Origin of the sequence: Pseudomonas bijieensis (assembly GCF_013347965.1) — a bacterium.
Lineage (GTDB): Bacteria > Pseudomonadota > Gammaproteobacteria > Pseudomonadales > Pseudomonadaceae > Aquipseudomonas > Aquipseudomonas bijieensis.
Window position 1 is genome coordinate 4,987,807 of the sequence record NZ_CP048810.1, and the last position, 20,706, is coordinate 5,008,512.

The 20,706-nt window shown below is 59.4% G+C and carries 13 protein-coding genes and 1 pseudogene; 13 read left to right on the forward strand and 1 reads right to left on the reverse strand.

Translation table 11 applies throughout. From position 1 onward, the window contains the following. Nucleotides 1–95 precede the first annotated feature (95 nt). The 13 genes and pseudogenes from GN234_RS21930 (at nt 96) to GN234_RS21990 (ending at nt 18,697) form a co-directional block, all read left to right on the forward strand. On the forward strand, nt 96–4,889 hold the full coding sequence (locus tag GN234_RS21930; protein ID WP_176689059.1) for an RHS repeat protein: 4,794 nt from the start codon (nt 96–98) through the stop codon (nt 4,887–4,889). After that, nucleotides 4,879–5,196: a contact-dependent growth inhibition system immunity protein gene (locus tag GN234_RS21935; protein WP_162893871.1), complete on the forward strand. Its 318-nt coding sequence runs from the start codon at nt 4,879–4,881 to the stop codon at nt 5,194–5,196. Before GN234_RS21930 ends, GN234_RS21935 begins: the two co-directional genes overlap by 11 nt. A 448-nt stretch (nt 5,197–5,644) precedes the next feature. Beyond that, entirely contained in the window at nt 5,645–6,898 is a 1,254-nt protein-coding gene (locus GN234_RS21940) for a cystathionine gamma-synthase family protein (protein WP_176689060.1), read from the forward strand. A 134-nt stretch (nt 6,899–7,032) separates the two neighbouring features. Continuing rightward, on the forward strand, nt 7,033–8,463 hold the full coding sequence (locus tag GN234_RS21945) for an amino acid permease (RefSeq protein ID WP_176689061.1): 1,431 nt from the start codon (nt 7,033–7,035) through the stop codon (nt 8,461–8,463). 57 nt (nt 8,464–8,520) lie between these two features. Next, nucleotides 8,521–9,411, forward strand: a complete 891-nt coding sequence (locus GN234_RS21950; RefSeq protein ID WP_176689062.1) for a LysR substrate-binding domain-containing protein — start codon at nt 8,521–8,523, stop codon at nt 9,409–9,411. Nucleotides 9,412–9,427: 16 nt separating this feature from the next. Beyond that, a complete protein-coding gene (gene thrC / locus GN234_RS21955) occupies nt 9,428–10,807 on the forward strand; it encodes a threonine synthase (RefSeq protein ID WP_176689063.1) in 1,380 nt (459 codons plus the stop codon). 12 nt (nt 10,808–10,819) lie between these two features. Then, nucleotides 10,820–11,258 (forward strand): annotated as a pseudogene (locus tag GN234_RS21960) (Lrp/AsnC family transcriptional regulator). A 517-nt stretch (nt 11,259–11,775) separates the two neighbouring features. Continuing rightward, on the forward strand, nt 11,776–12,834 hold the full coding sequence (locus GN234_RS21965; protein WP_176689064.1) for a homoserine dehydrogenase: 1,059 nt from the start codon (nt 11,776–11,778) through the stop codon (nt 12,832–12,834). After that, complete coding sequence (locus GN234_RS21970; protein ID WP_176689065.1) at nt 12,831–14,243, forward strand: aldehyde dehydrogenase family protein; 1,413 nt, start codon at nt 12,831–12,833, stop codon at nt 14,241–14,243. The genes GN234_RS21965 and GN234_RS21970 overlap by 4 nt, the downstream gene beginning before the upstream one ends. A gap of 688 nt (nt 14,244–14,931) precedes the next feature. Beyond that, nucleotides 14,932–16,206 carry a glycoside hydrolase family 68 protein gene (locus GN234_RS21975; protein ID WP_134925988.1) on the forward strand — a complete coding sequence of 425 codons (1,275 nt, stop codon included), beginning with the start codon at nt 14,932–14,934 and terminating at the stop codon, nt 16,204–16,206. Between the two features lie 595 nt (nt 16,207–16,801). Beyond that, nucleotides 16,802–17,161 (forward strand): DUF6124 family protein, encoded by a 360-nt coding sequence (locus GN234_RS21980; protein ID WP_176689066.1) that lies wholly within the window; start codon nt 16,802–16,804, stop codon nt 17,159–17,161. Nucleotides 17,162–17,349: 188 nt separating this feature from the next. Continuing rightward, entirely contained in the window at nt 17,350–17,925 is a 576-nt protein-coding gene (locus tag GN234_RS21985; RefSeq protein ID WP_163856478.1) for a hypothetical protein, read from the forward strand. A gap of 412 nt (nt 17,926–18,337) precedes the next feature. Further along, a complete protein-coding gene (locus tag GN234_RS21990; protein ID WP_176689067.1) occupies nt 18,338–18,697 on the forward strand; it encodes a DUF6124 family protein in 360 nt (119 codons plus the stop codon). Nucleotides 18,698–18,828: 131 nt separating this feature from the next. Here GN234_RS21990 and GN234_RS21995 read toward each other — a convergent pair whose 3' ends face one another. Next, nucleotides 18,829–20,700 (reverse strand): DUF2075 domain-containing protein, encoded by a 1,872-nt coding sequence (locus GN234_RS21995; RefSeq protein WP_176689068.1) that lies wholly within the window; start codon nt 20,698–20,700, stop codon nt 18,829–18,831. Nucleotides 20,701–20,706: the final 6 nt, after the last annotated feature.

Below are 20,706 nucleotides of genomic sequence, written 5' to 3' on the forward strand. Positions count from 1 at the left end.
AATCGCCCTACATGCTTTATCCCCTTTCCCTGACTTAATTCCCCTGTCATCCCCGGCAGAGTCTCGCGTTCGTCCCCGCATCGCGAGATTCCTGCATGTTTGCCCCCGACAAGCTCCTGGCCCTGAACAACACCATTGGCTTGCTGGTGGTGGCGGCCATGGACCCCGAACAGCCGGATGTCGATGCGGTTTTCCAGGATTTTCGGGCCTGCCTGAACGACTACGACGCCTGGGCTGAAAGCTTCTGGGCCGGTTGGGCGCTGGATCTTGAGCAAGTGTTCAAGGTTGGTAACGAGGTGTCTCTCGCGGCACCGAAAAACCAGCACACACCCGTCAGCGCCACGGTGGTGACCTGCCCGGCGGGTGGGCCGCTGACGCTGGTGCACATGTTCCAGGCGGTGCGCTTTGTGCCGATCGGCGATACACCGGTGATGCTGGAGCCGGTCATCGAAGGCGCGCCGGGGCAGGAAACCTTCGGCGAGCCGATCCACCACGTGATCGGCCCCAGCGGCATCCTGGAAGTTCCTGAGTGTTGGCGGGGCCAGCGTTATCGCATCACCTTTTTTCCCCATGTAACGGCCGATCACGTCAAGGCGTTGTACGCGTCTTACCAAGGCGTGATCGATGAACTCGAGGGTTGGCTGAAAGCGGAGTGGGAGCAATTTCAACCGCTGTGGGCGGAGTTTTCCGACGCCGGCTTTCTTGAACGCTACGGCGTATTGCAGCGAGCCGATTGGCGCGGCTTCGAAAACGCCCTGCATCAGCTGTGGGACGACGTTAAACAGGTTTTCGAGCTGCTGGCCGATCTGCAGGCCAACAGCGAAAAGCTGTTGGAGTACCTGACCCGCGTCGAGCTTGAACAATTACTGAAGGCTTCCTCTGAGGCAATCGCCAGAGGGTTGATGGTGTTGAGCGACGAGCCGTTGCTCTTCATCCACATGGCGGCGTTCGCCAGTTGGCTACGGATGTTGCCACCCCAGTACCTGGCTGAAATCGTCGGGGAGCTGCGCGCTTCGGTATTGATCAATTTCCTGCTGATGCGTTTGACCGGGGGGCTGGGCCTGGGTCTTCGCATGAGCGGTAAAGTCTTGGGCCAGGTTCGCTCGGAGCGGGCCCGGGAGTGGTTGCTGGCGTCGAGCCTGAGATTGGGTCAACTCAGCCCCGACCGGCTCAATCAACATGCCGATGTGCTCAAACCATTGGTGGTCAGCCAGCGTGCGCCTTTAAAACCGACACCTGTCGGACCCTTGCACATCACCCCTGAACATTCTGCACCACTGTCCGTCAGCAACCCGGCCGCTGTAGCGCGGGAAAAGTCTCAAGGGGCCACCCGGCTAAGCAAATACGAACCCCACGACGACGCCCCAACCCAATCGAAAAACCCCAATGGCGACAGCGCCGATACCGCGGCCCAGACCCAGACCAGCGGCTGCCCGGTGTCGATGGTCACCGGCGAAGAACTGCTGACCCTCGACGACGGTACCCTCGATGGCCGCTTGCCGTTCGTCTTCACCCGTTTGTACCGCACCAGCGCCGCCGACCTGGACGTCGGGCTCGGGCGCGGCTGGAGCCATGCCCTGGCCCATCGCCTGGAGCTCGACGGCGAGCAGGTCATCTGGGTCGACCAGGAGAACCGGCGCACCACCTTTCCACTGCCCAACGCCCAGCGTCCGGCGATCCACAACAGCCTGGCCCGGGCGGCGATCTACCTCGGTACCGAGCCGGACGAACTGATCGTTGCCCAAGCCGGTGCGGACGCCGCGTTCCTGCACTTTCGCGACGGCCACCTGGTGGCCCTCAGCGACCGCCACGACAACCGCCTGACGGTCCAGCGCAACATCCATGGCGACATCAGCCGCCTGGACAACGGCGCCGGCCGCGCCCTGCGCCTGCGTTACGAGCAGCGTCACCTGGTCGCCGTCGACTACCAGAGCTTCCACCCGGCCATCACCCTCGACGAAGCCTGGCGGACCGAGCAGACGCTGGTGACCTACCGCTACGACGGACGTTTCCGACTGATCGAAGCGACCAATGCCGCCGGCGAAAGCGAACGCTACGACTACGACGACCGACACGTCATCCTCCAGCGGCAACTGGCCGGCGGGGCGAGTTTCTACTGGGAATGGCAAGGCCTCGGGGCGGCGTCCCGCTGTGTCCGGCATTGGGCCTCGTTTGCGCAGATGGACAGCCGCTACACCTGGGGCAAGGACGGCAGCGTCACGGTCCGGCACCTGGATGGCAGCCAGGAAGTTTACGTCCACGACGACCGGGCGCGGCTGCTGCGCAAGGTCGAGCCCGACGGTGGCGAGCACCTCAAGGCCTATGACGAACAGGGCCGGTTGATCGCCGAACAGGACCCGCTGGGGGCGGTCAGCGAATACCGCTACGACGAAGTCGGACGGCTAGTGGCGCTGATGCCGGCGGACGAAGTGCCGACGTCCTACGAATACCGCAACGGTTTCCTGCACGCCCGTTCCCGTGGCCAGGCCGTGTGGACCTACCGGCGCAATGCCCGGGGCGATGTGATCGTGAGCATCGATCCGGATGGCCGACGCACGGAATATGCCTACGACGGCCACGGGCAACTGCTGGCGAGGTATGACCCGGACGGCGGCGAACATCGGTTCGCCTGGAGTCGCCTGGGCCAACTGACCGAAGAGATCCTGCCCGATGGCGGGCGTCGGTGTTTTTCCTACGACGCCCTGGGACGTTTGCTCAGCCGCAAGGACGAACACGGCGCCCTCACGCATTACCGATGGGACGCCGTCGGCCGACTGCTGCAAGTGACCTTGCCCAGCGGCGCCACCCGGACCTGGAGCTACAACGCCTACGGCAAGGTCACCGCCGAGCGCGATGAACAGGGCCGCCTCACTCGCTACGAATACGCCGACGACCTGCACCTGGTCAGCCGTCGCCTGAACCCCGATGGCAGCGAACTGAAATACCGCTACGACTCGGCGCGGCTGCTGCTGACCGAGATCGAAAACGAATCCGGCGAAAAATATCAGCTGGACTACACGCCCAACGGCTTGATCCGACAGCAAGTCGGCTTCGACGGCCAACGCACCACCTACGCTTACGACCTCAACGGCCACTTGCGGGAGAAAACCGAACACGGCGAGGACGGTTCGCAGTGGGTCACCCGCTACCAGCGTGACGCGGCCGGGCGGTTGCGGGTCAAGACCTTGCCCGACGGCCAGGCCATCGAGTACCGCTACGACGAACTGGGCCGGTTGGTCCACGTCAACGACGGCAGCAATCGTCCGCTGGCCTTCGAGTACGACGCCCAGGACCGGCTGGTCGGCGAGCATCAGGGCTGGGGCACCCTGCGTTATCGCTACGACGCCTGCGGGCGCCTCAACCACCTGCGCTTGCCGGACGACAGCCAGCTCGACTACCACCATGCCCCCGGTGGCGCGCTGACCGCCATCGACCTCAACGGTTCGCGCTTGACCGAACACCGATTTGACGGCGGTCGCGAACGGCAACGCCAGCAGGGCCGGCTGCTCAGTGACTACGCGTACGACGAACAGGGCCGCCTCAAGGCCCAGACCGTGTGGCAGAACCCACAGCAGCAACTGTTCTGGCGCGATTATGCCTACAGCCCCCGGGGCAACCTGCAAACCCTTTCCGACAACCGCAGCCGGCGTTGCTACCAGTACGACCCGCTGGATCGCCTGACCCGCATCGACTTTTCCCACAGCGAGCCGCCGGAACACTTCTGCCATGACCCGGCCGGCAACCTGATGATGCAGGACCGCCCCGGCCCGACCACCCTCAAGGGCAACCGCCTGCTCAAGGAAGGCGACCGCCACTACGACTACGACGCCTTCGGCAACCTGATTCGCGAGCGCCGCGGCCAGGCCCTGGTCAGCGCCTACCGCTACGACAGCCAACACCGCCTGATCGGCGTCACCACGGCGGACGGCCGCGAAACGTCCTACCGCTACGACGCCTTCGGCCGACGCATCAGCAAAACCGTGGACGGCCTGACCACGGAGTTTTTCTGGCAGGGCGATCAGTTGGTCGCCGAAAACAGCCCGCGCCACCACCGCAGCTACGTCTACGAACCAGGCACCTTCCGCCCACTGGCGATGCTCGACGGCGAAGGCCTGAACGCCTGCCCGTTCTACTACCACCTCGACCACCTGGGCACGCCCCAGGAACTGACCAGTTACAGCGGACAGATCGTCTGGTCGGCGCGCTACAACGGCTACGGCAAACTCACTGAACTCAAGCACGGCGGCGGCGAACAACTGGAGCAACCCCTGCGCTTCCAGGGCCAGTACTTCGACCCGGAAAGCGGCCTGCACTACAACCGCCACCGCTACTACAATCCCGAGACCGGCCGCTACCTCACACCCGACCCGAGCAAACTGGCGGGAGGGCTCAATGGGTATCGGTACACCCTGAACCCGACGGGGTGGGTGGATCCGTTGGGGTTGGCCTGTCAGTGTCCTGGTGATATTGAGGCTGATGGGCCGTTCAGCGAGATTGTGCCGGGAGGAGGTTTGGCTGCGCATGAGGCTCGCGGTGGGCATTTGATAGAAAAGCATATAGGTCGCTCTGAAGCTCAGTTAAGAAAGCGCCTTCATTCAGAGCCTCATGTGCCTACCGCGTCGACATTCCCAGATAGAGCAGCGGCAGAATCAACGGTCTCCAGCGTACTAAGAGCAAAAGCAAAAGACATTGATGAGTTTCTTGCGGAAAAAAATGAAAAGAGACTTCTTTTACAACAAACCTTTCCTTCTCCAGTGGGAGTCGGGGTTATCCGGAAAAGTGGGAAGTTAGAGCCTCTATCGGTCGTGACGTTGGTGCTTAGAAAATCCAAGGAATCACCTGTTGGATACAATTTGCTTACGGGGTATGTTGAAAAAAATGGAAAATAAGTATCCAGAACTCTTTCAGTTTTTTGGCTGTTACTTTCATCAAGATTGGATGTGTGAGTCAACGGAGCCTGATGGGGTGGTAAGGGCTTTTGTTTCAGACTCGGTACCGCAAACTATTGAGGCGGTAAAAAAAGAAATTTCAACATTATTAACGATGAATTTTAGTGAGGACGCGTTTCGGGAGTTTCTTATGGATGAGATGCCTTGCAACTATTGTTATTGGATGGAATGGGAGTCCGCTGAAGCTTGGCTGAACCATATTCTTAAAATCCTTAATAGCGATAATGTTGACTTTGACGAGCGCTAGATTGATCGTTCCCACGCTCTGCGTGGGAATGCATCCCGTGACGCTCTGCATCACCTTCCAGAAGCGGAACGCGGAGCGTCCCTGGCGACATTCCCACGCAGGAGCGTGGGAACGATCGACACACCCAGGCGCTGTTCAGAAGGGGCTGCTGGACCCTCGCGCCCGCCCGCACAGCAAAAAATCAACGCCGCCCCCAGTGTGTGCGAGCTTGCTCGCGATAGCGGAGTGTCAGTCACCATCAATGGCAGCCGATCCACCGCCATCGCGAGCAAACTCGCTCCCACAGGTTCATCACTGACTTACACGTCGCTACTTCGTACTCAGCCATTAAAAAAACCACCCCTTTGGCACCGATAACATCGTTTCTCGGGCCGGCGGCTTTTCCCTATATTGGCCCCCAGATCCGGTGAATGGCTCAACGTTCACCCCTTGAGTGCGAGTAGTCCCAATGAACAATAAACCTGACAACACAGGGCTTGAAAATGCGGGTGCGGCAACCCGGGCGGTGTGGGGCGGGGAGCAAGTCAGGCATCCCTATAACGCCACGCAAACCCCAATCGTGGTCAGCGCCGCGTATGGCTATGACGACATCGACGTCTGGTACGACGTCGCGCTGGGCAAGGCACCAGGCTTTATCTACAGCCGCATGAGCAACCCCACCGTCGAGACCCTCGAAGCCAAGATCTGCGAGTTGGAAATGGCCGAGTCCGCCGTGGCGTTCAGCAGTGGCATGGCGGCGATCAGCAGCGTGCTTTATACCTTCCTGGCCCACGGCGATCGAGTGGTGTCGACCAAGGACAGTTACGGCGGCACCAACAAGATTTTCGAAGAATTCCTGCCGCGCATGGGCGTGGACGTGACCTTGTGCGAGACGTTCGATCACGAAGAAATCGAGCGGGAAATCGCCAAGGGTTGCCAGTTGGTGTACCTGGAAACGCCGACCAACCCGACCCTGAAAATCCTCGACATCCCACGCTTGGTGGCAGCAGCCAAGCGCGTTGGTGCCGTGGTGGTGGCGGACAATACCTTCGCCACGCCTCTCAACCAGAACCCGCTGGCCTTGGGCGTGGACGTGGTGATCCACAGCGCGACCAAATTCCTCAGCGGCCATGGCGATGTGCTCGGCGGCCTGGTCTGCGGCAGCGCCGCCTTGATGGCCAAGGTTCGGCACTATCGGGAAATCAACGGCGCATCGCTCGACCCGTTCTCGGCCTACATGATCATTCGCGGCATGAAAACCCTGGTGCTGCGCATGCGTCAGCAGCAATGCAGTGCCCGGGCCCTGGCGGAATACCTCGGCACCGAACCCTTGGTGGAATCGGTGAATTATCCCGGCCTGCCCAGCCATCCGAACCACGCGGTGGCCTGCGCGCAAATGTCCGGCTTCGGCGCCATTGTCAGCTTTGTCCTGGTCGGTGGCATGGACACGGTCAAGCTGCTCTTGCCGCGCCTGCGCTTCGCCCATTGCGCGGGCAACCTGGGCGCGGTGGAAACCATCTACGGCCCGGCCCGCACCACCAGCCATGTCGAAAACACCCTGGAGGAACGCCTGGCCCTGGGCATCTCCGAAGGCTTGGTGCGGGTTTCGGTGGGCATCGAAGACACCGACGATCTATTGGACGATCTGAAACAGGCATTCGCCTTCGTCAAAAAGACCCTCAATCCGCACCTCAATGAAGTCCACATCGAAGCCGCAAACTGAAGTTTGAAAGTTGGTACCCCATAACAAGGCTGTGAATGGGGCGTTCATGAATAGGAATAATAATAAAAGCTCAGTGGCGCTTGTCTTACTCGCGCAGACGTAGATGCGCGCCCTGACATTTCATGAGAACAACCATGTCCATAACAGAACAACACACTCATACGCGGGCCGGCTTCAAGCAGGAAATGCAGACGCGCCATATCGTCATGCTGGCCTTGGGCGGCGTGATCGGTACCGGGCTGTTCCTGACCTCCGGCTACACCGTCAACCAGGCCGGCCCCTTGGGCGCGGTGATCGCCTACATCATCGGCGCGCTCATGGTCTACATGGTGATGATGTGCCTGGGGGAACTGGCGGTGCAGATGCCGGAAACCGGTTCGTTCAGCACCTACGCCACACGGTTTCTCGGCCCGGGCACCGGCTACACCGTGGCCTGGCTGTACTGGCTGACCTGGACCGTGGCAATCGGTTCTGAATTCACCGCCGCCGGTATCTTGATGACGCGCTGGTTTCCGGACACGCCCGTGTGGATCTGGAGTGCGCTGTTCGCCGGCGTGGTGTTCCTCACCAACGTGATCTCGGTGCGTCTGTTCGCCGAGACCGAGTTCTGGTTATCGTTGATCAAAGTGGTCACGGTGGTGGTGTTCCTGCTGATTGGCGGCGGTGCGATTCTCGGCCTGTTGAACATCGACCAGGCGCACAGCATCGGGCTGAGCAACTTCACTCGCGAAGGGCTGTTCCCCACCGGTTTCATGCCGATTGCGATGACGCTGCTGGCGGTCGCCTTCGCGTTCTCCGGCACGGAACTGATCGGCATCGCCGCCGGTGAAACCAAGGATCCGCAACGCAATGTGCCGCGCGCCATTCGCACCACCGTGCTGCGCCTGGCGGTGTTTTTCGTCGGGACCATTTTTGTCCTGGCGACCTTGTTGCCCCGCGACCAGGCCGGTCTGGTTGAAAGCCCCTTCGTCACCGTCTTCACCTACATCGGCATTCCGTATTCAGCCGACATCATGAACTTCGTGATCATCAGCGCCTTGCTCTCGGCGGCCAACTCCGGGCTGTACGCCGCCTCACGGATGCTGTGGACCCTCAGTGACCAAGGGCACTTGCCCAAGCAGTTCTCGGCCCTGACCCGCATGGGCACGCCGCTCAACGCGATCATCGTGAGCATGGCCGGTGGCGCCGCTTCGTTGCTCAGCAGCGTGTTTGCCGCCGACACCATCTACCTGGCGCTGGTGTCGATCTCCGGCCTGGCCGTGGTGGTGGTGTGGATGAGCATTGCCGCCAGCCAGATTGCCTTCCGCCGTCACTACGTAGCCAATGGCGGCGACATTCGCCACCTCAAGTTCCGCGTTCGGGGTTATCCGTGGGTGCCGCTGGGGGCGCTGGTATGCTGCAGCCTGGCGTGTGTCGGGATCGCGTTCGATCCTGAACAGCGGGTGGCCCTGTACTTCGGCTTGCCCTTCATTGCCTGGTGCTATTTCGTGTATTTCATTACCCGCAAAAGCCGCGAGCAACGCTTGTCGGTCGCCCCCTTGGCACAGCCGTCCGACGCGTTCTAGCCAGCGCTGAGGCGTGGCCGGTGCGCTCGGTGGAAGGGGTGTCAGCGAGGTCCGATCATGAAGCAAAAGCCGTTACCCCCATTGAACTGGCTGCGGGCATTCGAGGTGTCTGCCCGTTGCCTGAACTTCACCCACGCGGCCGAAGAGTTGTGCTTGACCCAAGGCGCGGTCAGCCAGCAGATCCGTCAATTGGAGAGTCATCTGGGAGTGGCGCTGTTCAAGCGCTTGCCCCGTGGCCTGGGCTTGACCGAGGAAGGCCAGGCCTACCTGCCGGTGGTGCAGGATGCGATTACCCGGCTGGCGGTCGGCACCAACGAGATTTTTGGTCAGCACAAACGCCGGCCGATCAAGGTGCGCGGCAGCCTGGCGTTTTTCGTGCACTGGCTGGCGCCCAAGTTGGTGAGTTTTCGCCAGGCCCATCCCCAGGTCGATATCCGCTACATCAGCAACATCTGGGTCAAGGAGCTGGACGGCGAAGACGACATGGAAATCCGCTGGGGCCACGGTCAATGGCCAGGCCTGGTATCGCAACGACTGACCTGGGACACCTTGTTTCCGGTGTGCTCGCCAGCGCTGATGGCGCGTTCGCCACTGCAGGTGCCGGCGGACGTGGCCAAGCATCCGCTGCTGCACGTGCTGGGTTACGAAGAAGGTTGGGGCTATTGGTTGAACATGGTCGGCGCGGACGGCGTCGATTCTTCGACCGGCATGCAGTTCGACACGCTGGTTTGCACCTTGCGCATGGCCGAACTGGGGCAGGGCATTGCCCTGGCTCGCTCGTCGATGGTGGCTGACCTGCTTGAAGAAGGGCGGCTGGTCGAGCCCTTCACCCAGCGCATCGAAGCCAGCGAGTCGTTCTACCTGGTACGCAGTTCCGGGGCCGACCAGCACCCCGACGCGGTGATGTTTTCCACCTGGCTGGTCGAGCAGGCACATCGTTTTAAATAAATGGCCGGAGCCAACCATGCGCTATGTAAGTACCCGGAATGCAGCCGTGCAGGTCGATTTCGAAAAGGTCGTGTTGTCGGGCATCGCTGAAGACGGCGGGCTGTTCGTCCCGCTTGAGCTGCCGCAGTTCGAACCCCAGGACATCGCCAATTGGTCGACCCTGGCCTATGACGAACTGGCCTATCGAGTGATGCGTCCGTTCGTGGGCGAGGCCATCCCCGAGGCCGACTTCAAGCGCGTGCTCAAGGACGCCGGCAGCCCGTTCAGCCATCGCTCCCTGGCGCCGTTGCATCAGGTGGATCGCAACGAATGGGTCCTGGAACTGTTCCATGGCCCGACCCATTCCTCGAAGGATTTTGCCGCGCAGTTACAGGCGCAACTGGTGCAATACTTCCTGCGCAAACGCCAGCGCCGCGCCGTGGTGATTGGCGCCACCAATGGCGACACCGGGTTGGCCGCCATCGAAGCCTTCAAGCACTGCGACGAAACCGACGTGGTGGTGATTTACCCGGAGGCAGGCGTCCCGCAGGAACAACTTCAACAGCTGCAAGCGGCGGCCCATCCGCGGGTTCATCAGTTCGCCGTCAATGGCAGCTTCGACGAATGCCAGACCCTCGTCACCCGCTTGTTCCGGCAGTGGCCGTGCACCGGGCGCGAGGCGATCAGTTTCAACTCCAGCAACTGGGTCAGCGTCATGGCGCAGTTGGTGTTTTACTTCCACGCCGTGCTGCAACTGGGCGGAGGTCAGCGCCCGATTGGTTTCAGCGTGCCGGCGGCGAGTTTTGCCGAGGTCTACGCCGGCTACATCGCGCAGAAAATGGGCCTGCCGATCACGCAGATGATCGTCGCGACCAACCAGAATGACGCGCTGCACCAGTTGTTCCTGAAGAACCACTACTCCCGCTTGCGCGCCAACAAGACCTTGTCGCCAGCCATGGACCTGTCGATCTTTTCCAACCTGGAGCGGTTTCTCTGGGAGCTCTACGGCCACGACGACCAGGCGGTGAGCGCGCTGATGGCAACCTTCGAAACCACTGGCGAGATGACCATCGCCAACGAGTTCTGGCTGCAGGCGCGGATGATCATCGACTCCTACGCGGTCACGGATGAACAGACCTTGGAGGAAATCACTTCGCTGTATCGCGACACCGGCTACGTCATTGATCCGCATACCGCCACGGGCGTGCTCGCGGCGCGCTTGTACCGCCGCAGCCTGGTGGCGCCGATGGTGACCTTGGGCGAGATTTCACCGGCCAAGTCGGCGGTGCTGCTCGGCGAGTTGGGGATCAACATTGCGGCGCAACCGCGTCCCATGTCCGACCATCGCCCGGCGCAGATCCAGCGCATCCAGCCCGACGACCTCGGTGCCCTCCAACAACTGCTCGCTGCTCTCTAACAGGAGGCTCCCGTGAAGCGAATTCTCGACCCCCTCGACGAACGCATCATCGCCGAACTACGCCTCAACGCCCGGGCCGCCCACGCCGAACTAGCGGCCAAGGTCAACCTCTCACGCAACGCCGTGCGCCAACGCATCGAACGCCTCGAACGCGACGGCGCGATCCAGGGCTACACCGTACGCACCGGCGAGGGCGGGCAAGCCTCCTCGAACATCAACGCCGTGATCTTCGTCTACCGCTACGACCGCATGCGCGGCGCGGAAGTGTTGCAAGCCCTGCGCGCGATGCCGGAAGTGCAGCAGTGCGATGTGATGAGTGGCGAGTTTGATTTGATGCTGCGGGTGGGGGGCGGCGAATCCGGAGCGGGTGCACAAGGTTTGGAAGGAGATATCTGCGTTGCCGGGGGTGGAGAACACGGTGACGTCGTTTGTGTTGTCGTCGGTGGTCTAGGCACGCAGCCTGCCTAAAGTGTAAATCCTGTGGGAGCGGGCTTGCTCGCGAAGGCGGTGTATCAAGCAACATCAATGTTGACTGTGCCGCCGCCTTCGCGAGCAAGCCCGCTCCCACAGGGTCATGTGTCCTGCCAGTGGGGCCCAGCATGCTTGCCACCGCTGAGGGTGCCCGCAGATGCTCCAGCCACCCCAAACCCTGTGGCGAGGGGATTTATCCCCGCTGGGCTGCGCAGCAGCCCCAAGCAGATCGAACTCAATCAACCTGACACACCGTGCCGGATGGTTTCGGGGCTGCTTCGCAGCCCAACGGGGATAAATCCCCTCGCCACAAATCAATCTCACTAGCCTGAGATGTCAGCCAAGCTGTTGGCTTTTTTCCATGCCTGCCGCTTCGCCCACCTCTCTGGTCAAAACGCCCAGAAAATAGAGCAAATTGGCATATTTCACTGCCCAGCCCACCCCCCCCTAACCTAGATCCCAACAACCTCATCACCCGGATCAAGGACATAACAAAAATGACTGAATACAAACTGGCGCTGGTCGGCTTCGGCGGTGTGAATCGGGCATTGGCTCAACTGATTGCCGAGCGCAACCCACAGTGGAAAACCGAACTCGGCTTCACCCTGAAAATCGTCGGCGTGACCGATCTGTTCCTCGGTTCGGTGATGGACCGCCACGGCCTCGACGCCGCCTCACTGGCCAAACTACCGGCCGTCAAAGGTGCCATGGCCCAACTCCCCGGCGGCACCGTCGACGCCCTCAACGAAGCGGTGATCAAAGACTGCGGCGCCGACATCATCGCCGAAGCCACCTTCACCAACCCGGTGGACGGCGAGCCCGCCACTTCGTTCTGCCGCTGGGCGCTGGAGCGCGGCAAGCACGTGGTCACCACCAACAAAGGCCCCATCGCCCTGCACGGCGCCGAGCTCAAGGCCCTGGCCCAGCGCAACAACGTCGCCTTCGAATACGAAGGCTCAGTGATGAGCGGCACCCCGGTCATTCGCCTCGCCAAACAATCTCTGGCCGGCAGCTCGATCAGCGGTTTCGAAGGCATCCTCAACGGCACCTCCAACTTCGTCCTCACCTCCATGGAAGGCGGCCTCGGGTTCGCCGAAGCCGTCAGCCAGGCCCAAGCCCTGGGCTACGCCGAAGCCGACCCCACGGCAGACGTCGAAGGCCATGACGTGCGCCTGAAAGTGGTGATCCTCGCCAACGAACTGCTCGACGCCAAACTCACCGTCAACGACGTCACCTGCCGCGGCATCTCCTCCCTCGGCCTCGACGACATCGAAAAAGCCCGGCAAAACGGCGCACGTTGGAAACTCATCGGCGCCGCCACCCGCAAAGCCGACGGCTCCATCAGCGCCAGCGTCGAACCGCGCCTGCTGAGCAACGACCACCCACTGGCGAGCATCAGCGGCGCCACCAACGCCGTGTCCTTCACCAGCGAACTGCTCGGCGCCGTCACCGTCTCCGGTCCGGGCGCAGGCCGCACCGAAACCGCCTTCGCATTGCTCTCGGACATCATCCACATCCACCAATCGGCAACCCGCAAACAGGAGCACAACCTGTGAACGTATCGCGCCTGGCCCTGGCGGTCGTCGAGCCGCACATCGAAGTCCTCAACCCGTTTGACGGCAGCGTCGTCGGCACCGTCGCCGATGTGTGCGCCTCAGAAGTCCCACACCTTCTGGAGACCGGACGCAGCGGCGTACAAGCCTGCGCCGCACTGCCGCGTCATCGCCGCGCAAGCATCCTCGAACAGGCTGCCTTGAACATCGAGCGCGACGCCAAAGCCTTCGCCCGCCTGATCGTCGACGAAGCCGGCAAGACCCTCAAACAGGCCGAAAAAGAAGTCAAACGCTGCGTCAACACCCTCAAGCTCTCCGCCGAAGAAGCCAAGCGCAACGCCGGCGAAATCGTGCCGTTCGACGCCTACGAAGGCGCCGAATCACGCCAGGGCTGGTTCACCCGCGAACCCCTGGGCCTGATCGTCGCGATCACCCCCTACAACGACCCGTTGAACCTGGTGGCGCACAAACTCGGCCCGGCCATCGCCGGCGGCAACGCGGTGATCCTCAAACCGTCCGAGCTGGCGCCGTTGTCGGCCCTCAAACTGGTCTCGTACCTGGTCGCCGCCGGCCTGCCACAAACCGTGGTCACCGTCGCCACCGGCGGCGCCGAACTGGGCAAAGCCCTGGTCGCCGCCCGCGACGTACGCATGATCTCCTTCACCGGCGGCTTCGTCACCGGCGAACAAATCGCCCGCAGCGCCGGCCTGAAAAAACTCGCCATGGACCTCGGCGGCAATGCCCCGGTTATCGTCATGGCCGACTGCAACCTCGACGCCGCTGTCGAAAGCTGCGTCTCCGGCGCCTTCTGGGCCGCCGGGCAAAACTGCATCGGCACCCAACGCCTGCTCATCCACGCACCGATCTACGCCGCCTTCCGCGAACGCTTCGTCAACCAGGCCCAAGCCCTCGTCGTCGGCAACCCTCTGCTCGCAGGCACCGACATCGGCCCTATGATCACCCAACAGGCCGCGCAGAACGCCGAGCAAGTGGTGAACGAAGCCCTGCAACAAGGCGCCACCTTACTCTGCGGCCACCGCCGCCACGGCACCTGCTACGCCGCCACCGTCCTGGAAAACGTCGATCATTCCAGCCGACTCTGGCGCAACGAAGCCTTTGCGCCGGTGGTGGTGTTGCAGCCGTTCGACACGTTTGATGAGGCCATCGCGTTGGCGAACGAACCTGAATACGCGCTTCACGCCGGGATTTTCACCAACGACCTCAACACCGCGATGAGCGCTGCACGACGGATCGAAGCAGGGGGCGTGATGATCAATGACTCCTCGGATTTCCGGTTCGATGCAATGCCGTTTGGCGGTTCCAAATACGGCAGTTTGGGCAGGGAAGGGGTGCGGTTTGCCTATGAGGAAATGACCCAGCCGAAGGTGGTTTGTTTGAATACGTTGGGGTGAGGGGCGAGTCAGTCCGAAGGAGTCGCTTTACCTTTCATGTCGCTAAAACGCCATTTTGACGATACGTTCTCTTCTCATGTCGCCGACAGCAACATGAGAAGAGAACGTGTCGCAGAAATCAAAAAACAGCGACACGTTGTGTCAGCCCTCTGTGGAAGCGAGCTTGTTCACGAAAAGGCCAGTAAACCCAACCCCGTAACCAAGTCAAACCCTTGTGGGAGCAAGGCTTGCCCGCGATGGCGGCGCACCGGTCAACATCACTACCGCTGACTCTCCACCTCACGAATAGCTCACGACGACCCGCTTCCTTTCTTATCGCCGACGGCGACAAATCAAAGCTTTTTTCGGCTCCCCACCTTGCATTGGCCTTTGCGCAAAACGCGCAGCTCAGTTGCCCCATCCTTCTATGCACTGCTTCCGCCCGTTGCCCCGTTACGCGCGCTTTCCACCGAGTAACGTTCCGTGCGCCGAGCGTGCAGCCAACGTCGGCGATCTCCTCATGAATAAACTTCTGCAAACGTCCGAAGCTGAAACGTATCAGCTACAACAAAAAACCAAATTATGCACAAATGCATTTTTTTGCTTGACCCGCATGCATGAGCCTCTATAAGGTGGCTTCACTGTATGTACGTACAGTGTTTCTAAAGCGTCATTTATTTGAATCCATTCATGGACGAGGCAATAACTCATGAAAACCAACCCTGAAAAATTCGGTGCAACCCCCCATCAACCCAGCCTTTGGACCCGCGCTGATGCGTTGAAAGTCCGGGCGGATGATCCCACCACCACGCAGCCGCTGGTCCGCGCTGATTTCCCGGTACTGAACAACGACGTATTCATCTGGGACACCATGCCCCTGCGCGACTTGGACGGTAACGTGACGTCCGTCGATGGCTGGTCGGTGATCTTCACCCTGACGGCCGATCGTCATCCAAACGACCCGCAGTACCTCGACGAGGACGGTAACTACGACATCCTCCGCGATTGGAACGATCGTCACGGTCGAGCAAAGATGTACTACTGGTTTTCTCGTACCGGCAAGAACTGGGAATTCGGTGGCCGTGTGATGGCCGAAGGCGTTTCGCCGACCGCTCGCGAATGGGCCGGTACGCCGATCCTGTTGAACGACCGAGGCGAAGTGGACCTGTATTACACCGCCGTCACTCCGGGCGCGACCATCGTCAAGGTGCGCGGTCGGGTGGTGACCACTGAACACGGTGTCAGCATGGTCGGCTTCGAGAAGGTCAAGCCGCTGTTCGAGGCCGACGGCAACATGTACCAGACCGAAGCACAAAACGCTTTCTGGGGTTTCCGCGACCCATGGCCTTTCCGCGACCCGAAAGATGGCAAGCTGTACATGCTGTTCGAGGGCAACGTGGCCGGTGAGCGCGGCTCGCACAAAGTGGGAGAGGCAGAAATCGGCGATGTGCCGCCAGGTTATGAAGATGTCGGCAACTCGCGCTACCAGACCGCCTGTGTCGGCATCGCCGTGGCCCGCGACGCGGACGGTGACGACTGGGAAATGTTGCCGCCACTGCTGACCGCCGTGGGCGTAAACGACCAGACCGAACGCCCGCACTTCGTGTTCCAGGATGGCAAGTACTACCTGTTCACGATCAGCCATACCTTCACCTATGCCGACGGTGTAACCGGGCCGGACGGCGTGTACGGTTTCGTCGCGGACTCGCTCTTCGGCCCTTACGTGCCGCTGAACGGATCCGGCCTGGTGCTGGGCAACCCGTCCTCCCAGCCATTCCAGACCTACTCGCACTATGTAATGCCAAACGGCCTGGTGACCTCCTTCATCGACAGCGTACCGACCGACGAAACCGGCACGCAGATTCGTGTGGGCGGCACTGAAGCACCCACGGTGGGCATGAAAATCAAAGGGCAGCAGACCTTCGTAGTGGCCGAGTACGACTACGGCTACATCCCGCCGATGCTCGACGTCACACTCAAGTAATAGCGACGCAGGGGGTTCAGGTAGCGGGTTTGAGGTCGATGACAAAACCGTCGTGGATATGATCGAGATATCCCGCCTGATTCATTGCGATGTTGCTCGCAAGCCCCACTGAATAACGAGTCGTAACCCTCTTCGCGACTGGCTGCAAGGATGCAGTCGGTTGCGAATGCATTTCCCCGCGACGTATGTACACAAGCTCCTCTGTGGGAGCGAACTTGCTCGCGATAGCGGTGCATCAGCCACATTCCGGCCCGCTGTTTATCGTGACTCCACGAGACTAGCCACGACCGACATCGCCTTGCGCCATTGCCTACAACTACGCCAGAATCCGCCGGCTTGTGCGTCTTGGAGGGCGTCGGTAGTTTGAGTCCTGTCACTGAGCATCAGTGATCGGGTTTAGTCGCCCGTCTCAACCTAAGGCGTACCAAGTCCCGTCGGACAGGCTGTGCTGTTCCTGTATTGATGGTGGCTGTGCGCAGGGCGCCCCCGGGCGCGCCGGGATTCTTAGGTTCACCGGTCGACTAACCTGCGCACAGCTGCCGCCCTCTCGTTTAGTCGCGAGGTGGTTGCAGCATCACTTAAGGAACCTAAGTCGATGGCAAAAATTACACCGAACCCTCCGACCACAGATGAGCATGTGTCTCGCGCTCAGTCTGCTCGTAACAATAAGCTTGATGATGCTGCCAACCGGGCGTTGGATTACTACCTGAAGCCTACGCCGAAGAGCGAAACGTCTGACAAACCCAACACCATCTTCCGTATCGCACCGGATGTTGATTCGGAATGCCTGCTTGCCAATCTCAGTGAAAACCTGGCTTCGGCGAATGCCATGATCAGTGATTTGGCGTTTGGTCTTGAGGGATCACGACGGCATTTTGCGTTGGGGATCTTGCAGGTAATTGAGGTGAGTGAGCTGTTGGCGAATCGGGCTTTGGATATTGTTGAGGTGAGGTAACAAGGGGCCGCGCTTACCCCGGATTGTGAAAAAAAGGTCTTGCATGGCAAGGCCTTTTTTGTGGCCGTTCGCCCGGCAGCGGCCAGCCACGAAACATGATTGATTGTGATGATGACACTCAATTTTTCGCTCAACATTTCGCCCAGCAGGTCGTTAGCCTTCTGTCCTCTCTTATCAAGGAAGTAGCCGTGTCCGAAAATGTTTACGCACCGCCTTTGGCTCAACTGGAGACCATCGCTGAACAGCCATCCGAGTTTTATGTGGTGTCGCCAGCAAAGCTTCTGACACTGGCGATTCTGACGTTTGGCTTCTATTTCTATTACTGGTCATACAAAAACTGGAGCCTCTACAAGCAATCTACCCAGGCCGATATCTGGCCGTGGGCCCGCGGCCTGCTATGCATATTTTTCATTCACCAACTGTATCGCCGAGCGAATGAGAAAATTCGCAGCAGTGGTCGTACATTTGAGTGGGATTATGAACAGTGGGCAACCGTATTCGTTGTGCTGACGGTCGGTGCCAATCTGTTGGATGCAGTGGCGAAGCGCGTCGATGGCTTTGCATTCCTGGCCGGTTGGTTACTGCTGGCGATTCCACTGCGGGCCTATGTGGTGAGCCGGAGTCAACCGATGATCAACTTCGCCGCCAATGATCCTCAAGCGTCGAGCAATTCGCGTTTCACCGCATGGAATTACCTCTTCATGGTGGCTGGAGTTTTGCTCTGGGCTCTGACATTGCTTGGTGCCTGGACCCTTTATCGTTGAACCGAATGAAGATGGAGGCGACTCAGGCGAAGGTGGTTTGTTTGAATACGGGTGAGGCGACGCGGTGTTTATTGGGGTGGGCGGGATTTAGGAGGGGCTGACGTCGCCTTGCGCCATTGCCTACAACTACGCCAGAATCCGCCGGCTTGTGCGTCTTGGGGCCCCTCGGTAGTTTGAATCCGTCACTGCTCATCAGTGATCGGGTTTCGCAGCCCGGACTCTATAGGCGCACAACGTCACCTTCGAAAGCAGATCGCCCATGTCTGTGATTTCGTCAGAGGTGGCTGTGCGTGGGAGACCTTCGGGTCTGCCGGTCCCTAGAGTCCCGGTCTGCGAACCCGCGTACAGCTGCCACCCCAACTTCGTTTCGCAGCGAATGGTGGCAGCTCCAACAGACTCTAGGAGCTTTACCATGGTCAAAATTACACCGAACCCGCCAGCTACCGACGAAACCGTGTCCCGCGTTCAGTCGGCTCGTAACAAGAAACTTGATGCTGCGGCCAACCGAGCGTTGGATTTCTATCTGAAGCCTACGCCGAAGAAAGAAACGTCTGACAATCCCAACAGCATCTTTCGTATCGCGCCTGATGTTGATTCGGAATGTTTGCTCGCCAGTCTCAGTGAAAAACTGGCTGCAGCCAATGCCATGATCAGTGATTTGGCGTTTGATCTTGAGGGATCGCGAAGGCGTGTTGCGATGGGGATTTTGCAGGTGATTGAGGTGAGTGAACTGTTGGCTAATCGGGCTTTGGATATTGTTGAGGTGAGATAGGGCGGGGCGTTGGCTGCCTTTCTGGCGAAAAAAGGTCTTGCTTGGCAAGACCTTTCATATAAAAAGCTCCGAAACGACGAATGCCCAAATTGTCCAACAACCTGTTGGATAATTGTCCAATCAGCAGGGCATCAGCGGGGGCGGTACTCGGCAAGCCGACTCTCAAAGTACTGTGCCGTTTCCTGATCAGTACAGTACAGGTAGCACCCTTTCATTCCACGGGTCATCAGTGTTCGGTACGTGTTTTTGATGATCAGGTCCGTCTCTTTCTGCGCGAAATCAGGTTGCTCTTTCATCAGTTTCTTCCAGCCACGAATCGATTTGTCGTGCTTGTCACGCTTGTGCGGCGATGTCAGCACTTTCCCATCACGGACGATCAAATCCGGGCCGATGATCACCCCTATATAGTCAACTTCCAGCCCTTGGCAGGTATGAATGCAACCAACCTGTTCGATGGAGTTTTCCGCGATGATCCACAAACTGCCGTCCTGATCCAGGTTCCATTGGCGCGCATAGTCATCGCCGATCACGATATCGGAAGCCTTGGAGTCTTTTTTGCTGAGCCAAGGCCAGCAGTAACCCGCGACTACGCGAGCTTTGTTTCCGTGGTTTTTCTGCTCAATGGCCGCGTGCATTGCCTGCGGAGTGTTGAACACTTTAAATTCGTACTCGCTAGTATCGAGTAGCTGATTGGCGGTCAGTCGAATAGCCAATACGTCATCCAGCCACGCTAGATAACCATCAGACCCGCTGCAACGAAACTGAGAGGACAGTGTGTATTCCTCCACGGTTGCGCCTTTGGATTTCGCAAAGGTACGAATAGCCTGTTTGCTGCCAATGTCGCTCAAGGTCACGCGCTGATCTTCGTCGATGAAGAAAATCGAGCATTTCGAAGAGTTGATCAGTTCCTTAATTTGGTTCTCGCCCAGGTTTCCATACAGACCGCTTTTTTCATTGAGCCGGTGAGCTTCGTCAACGATCAGAGCGTCGAACGTGTTGGGCTCAGTTTCAATAAACGCACCCGAGCCAGAAAAGAAATTGGAAAAATGGCTGCGTTTGATCGTACCAACGAGCTTGCTTTCATACACCTTGCGAGGCGCTGCGTTTTTCGAGACGTATTTGCTAAGCAGCTTTAACGCGGTGAGTCTTACCAGCAAGTTGATCGCCAGAACGGTTTTTCCGGTCCCTGGACCGCCCTCAATGATCAGTACCTTTGGCGCTGCTATAGACGCTTCACCTGCCGCAACAAGTGCTGACTCGAAGACTTCTTTCTGGTCATCGATCAACACAAACTCAGGTTTGCCATCCATGAGCCCGGTAAGCGCTTCGGCTAGTGCTTTGGATGGCCGAATTTTTCCGTTGGAGAGTTCGTAAAGCACCTCTTTGTTGTCACCGTGAGTGATGTGCTTTTTCAGGAAACTTCGTAGTTTCGTCAGTTCCTCAGGGCCTTTGAGGAACAACGGAGCTTTACTGGTATGGGCTTGGTAGTGAGCGGAGTCGATGACGCCATCGCTGACATAGTTATGCAGATAGGCACAGGGGCGAATTTCGATGCTTTTGTCGTAGACCGCTTCGTTGAAGCCTTCTAACAGTGCCGCGTATGACCATACCTGATAGGACGGGTGAATGGTTTCAACGAGACCGCCACCTAAGGCAGTTTTGACAATTGCGTCCTTGGTGGTTGCGCTCGCCTTGCTCCATTGCTTCAGCTCGATCAATACGGCTTTTTTGGCTTGGTTCTCATCACGACCTGTGAGCAAAAAGTCGATACGCTTCGAGGACTGAGGGATGTGCAGCTCAATAGCCAGGCCAGCATTGCTAGGCAGGTCATCATCTCGAAGCACCTTGGCCATGTAGGTCAAGGATCCCTGCCACGACCTGATCTCTGATACGCCCACCTTCTTACCGGTGGCCTCTTTGAAGTGCCGCAGGATCACTTCTTCAATGTCGTCGTTATCATTGTCTTTCAGGAATTGCTGTTTGGTCGCCGCGTAAACGATCACAAGAGA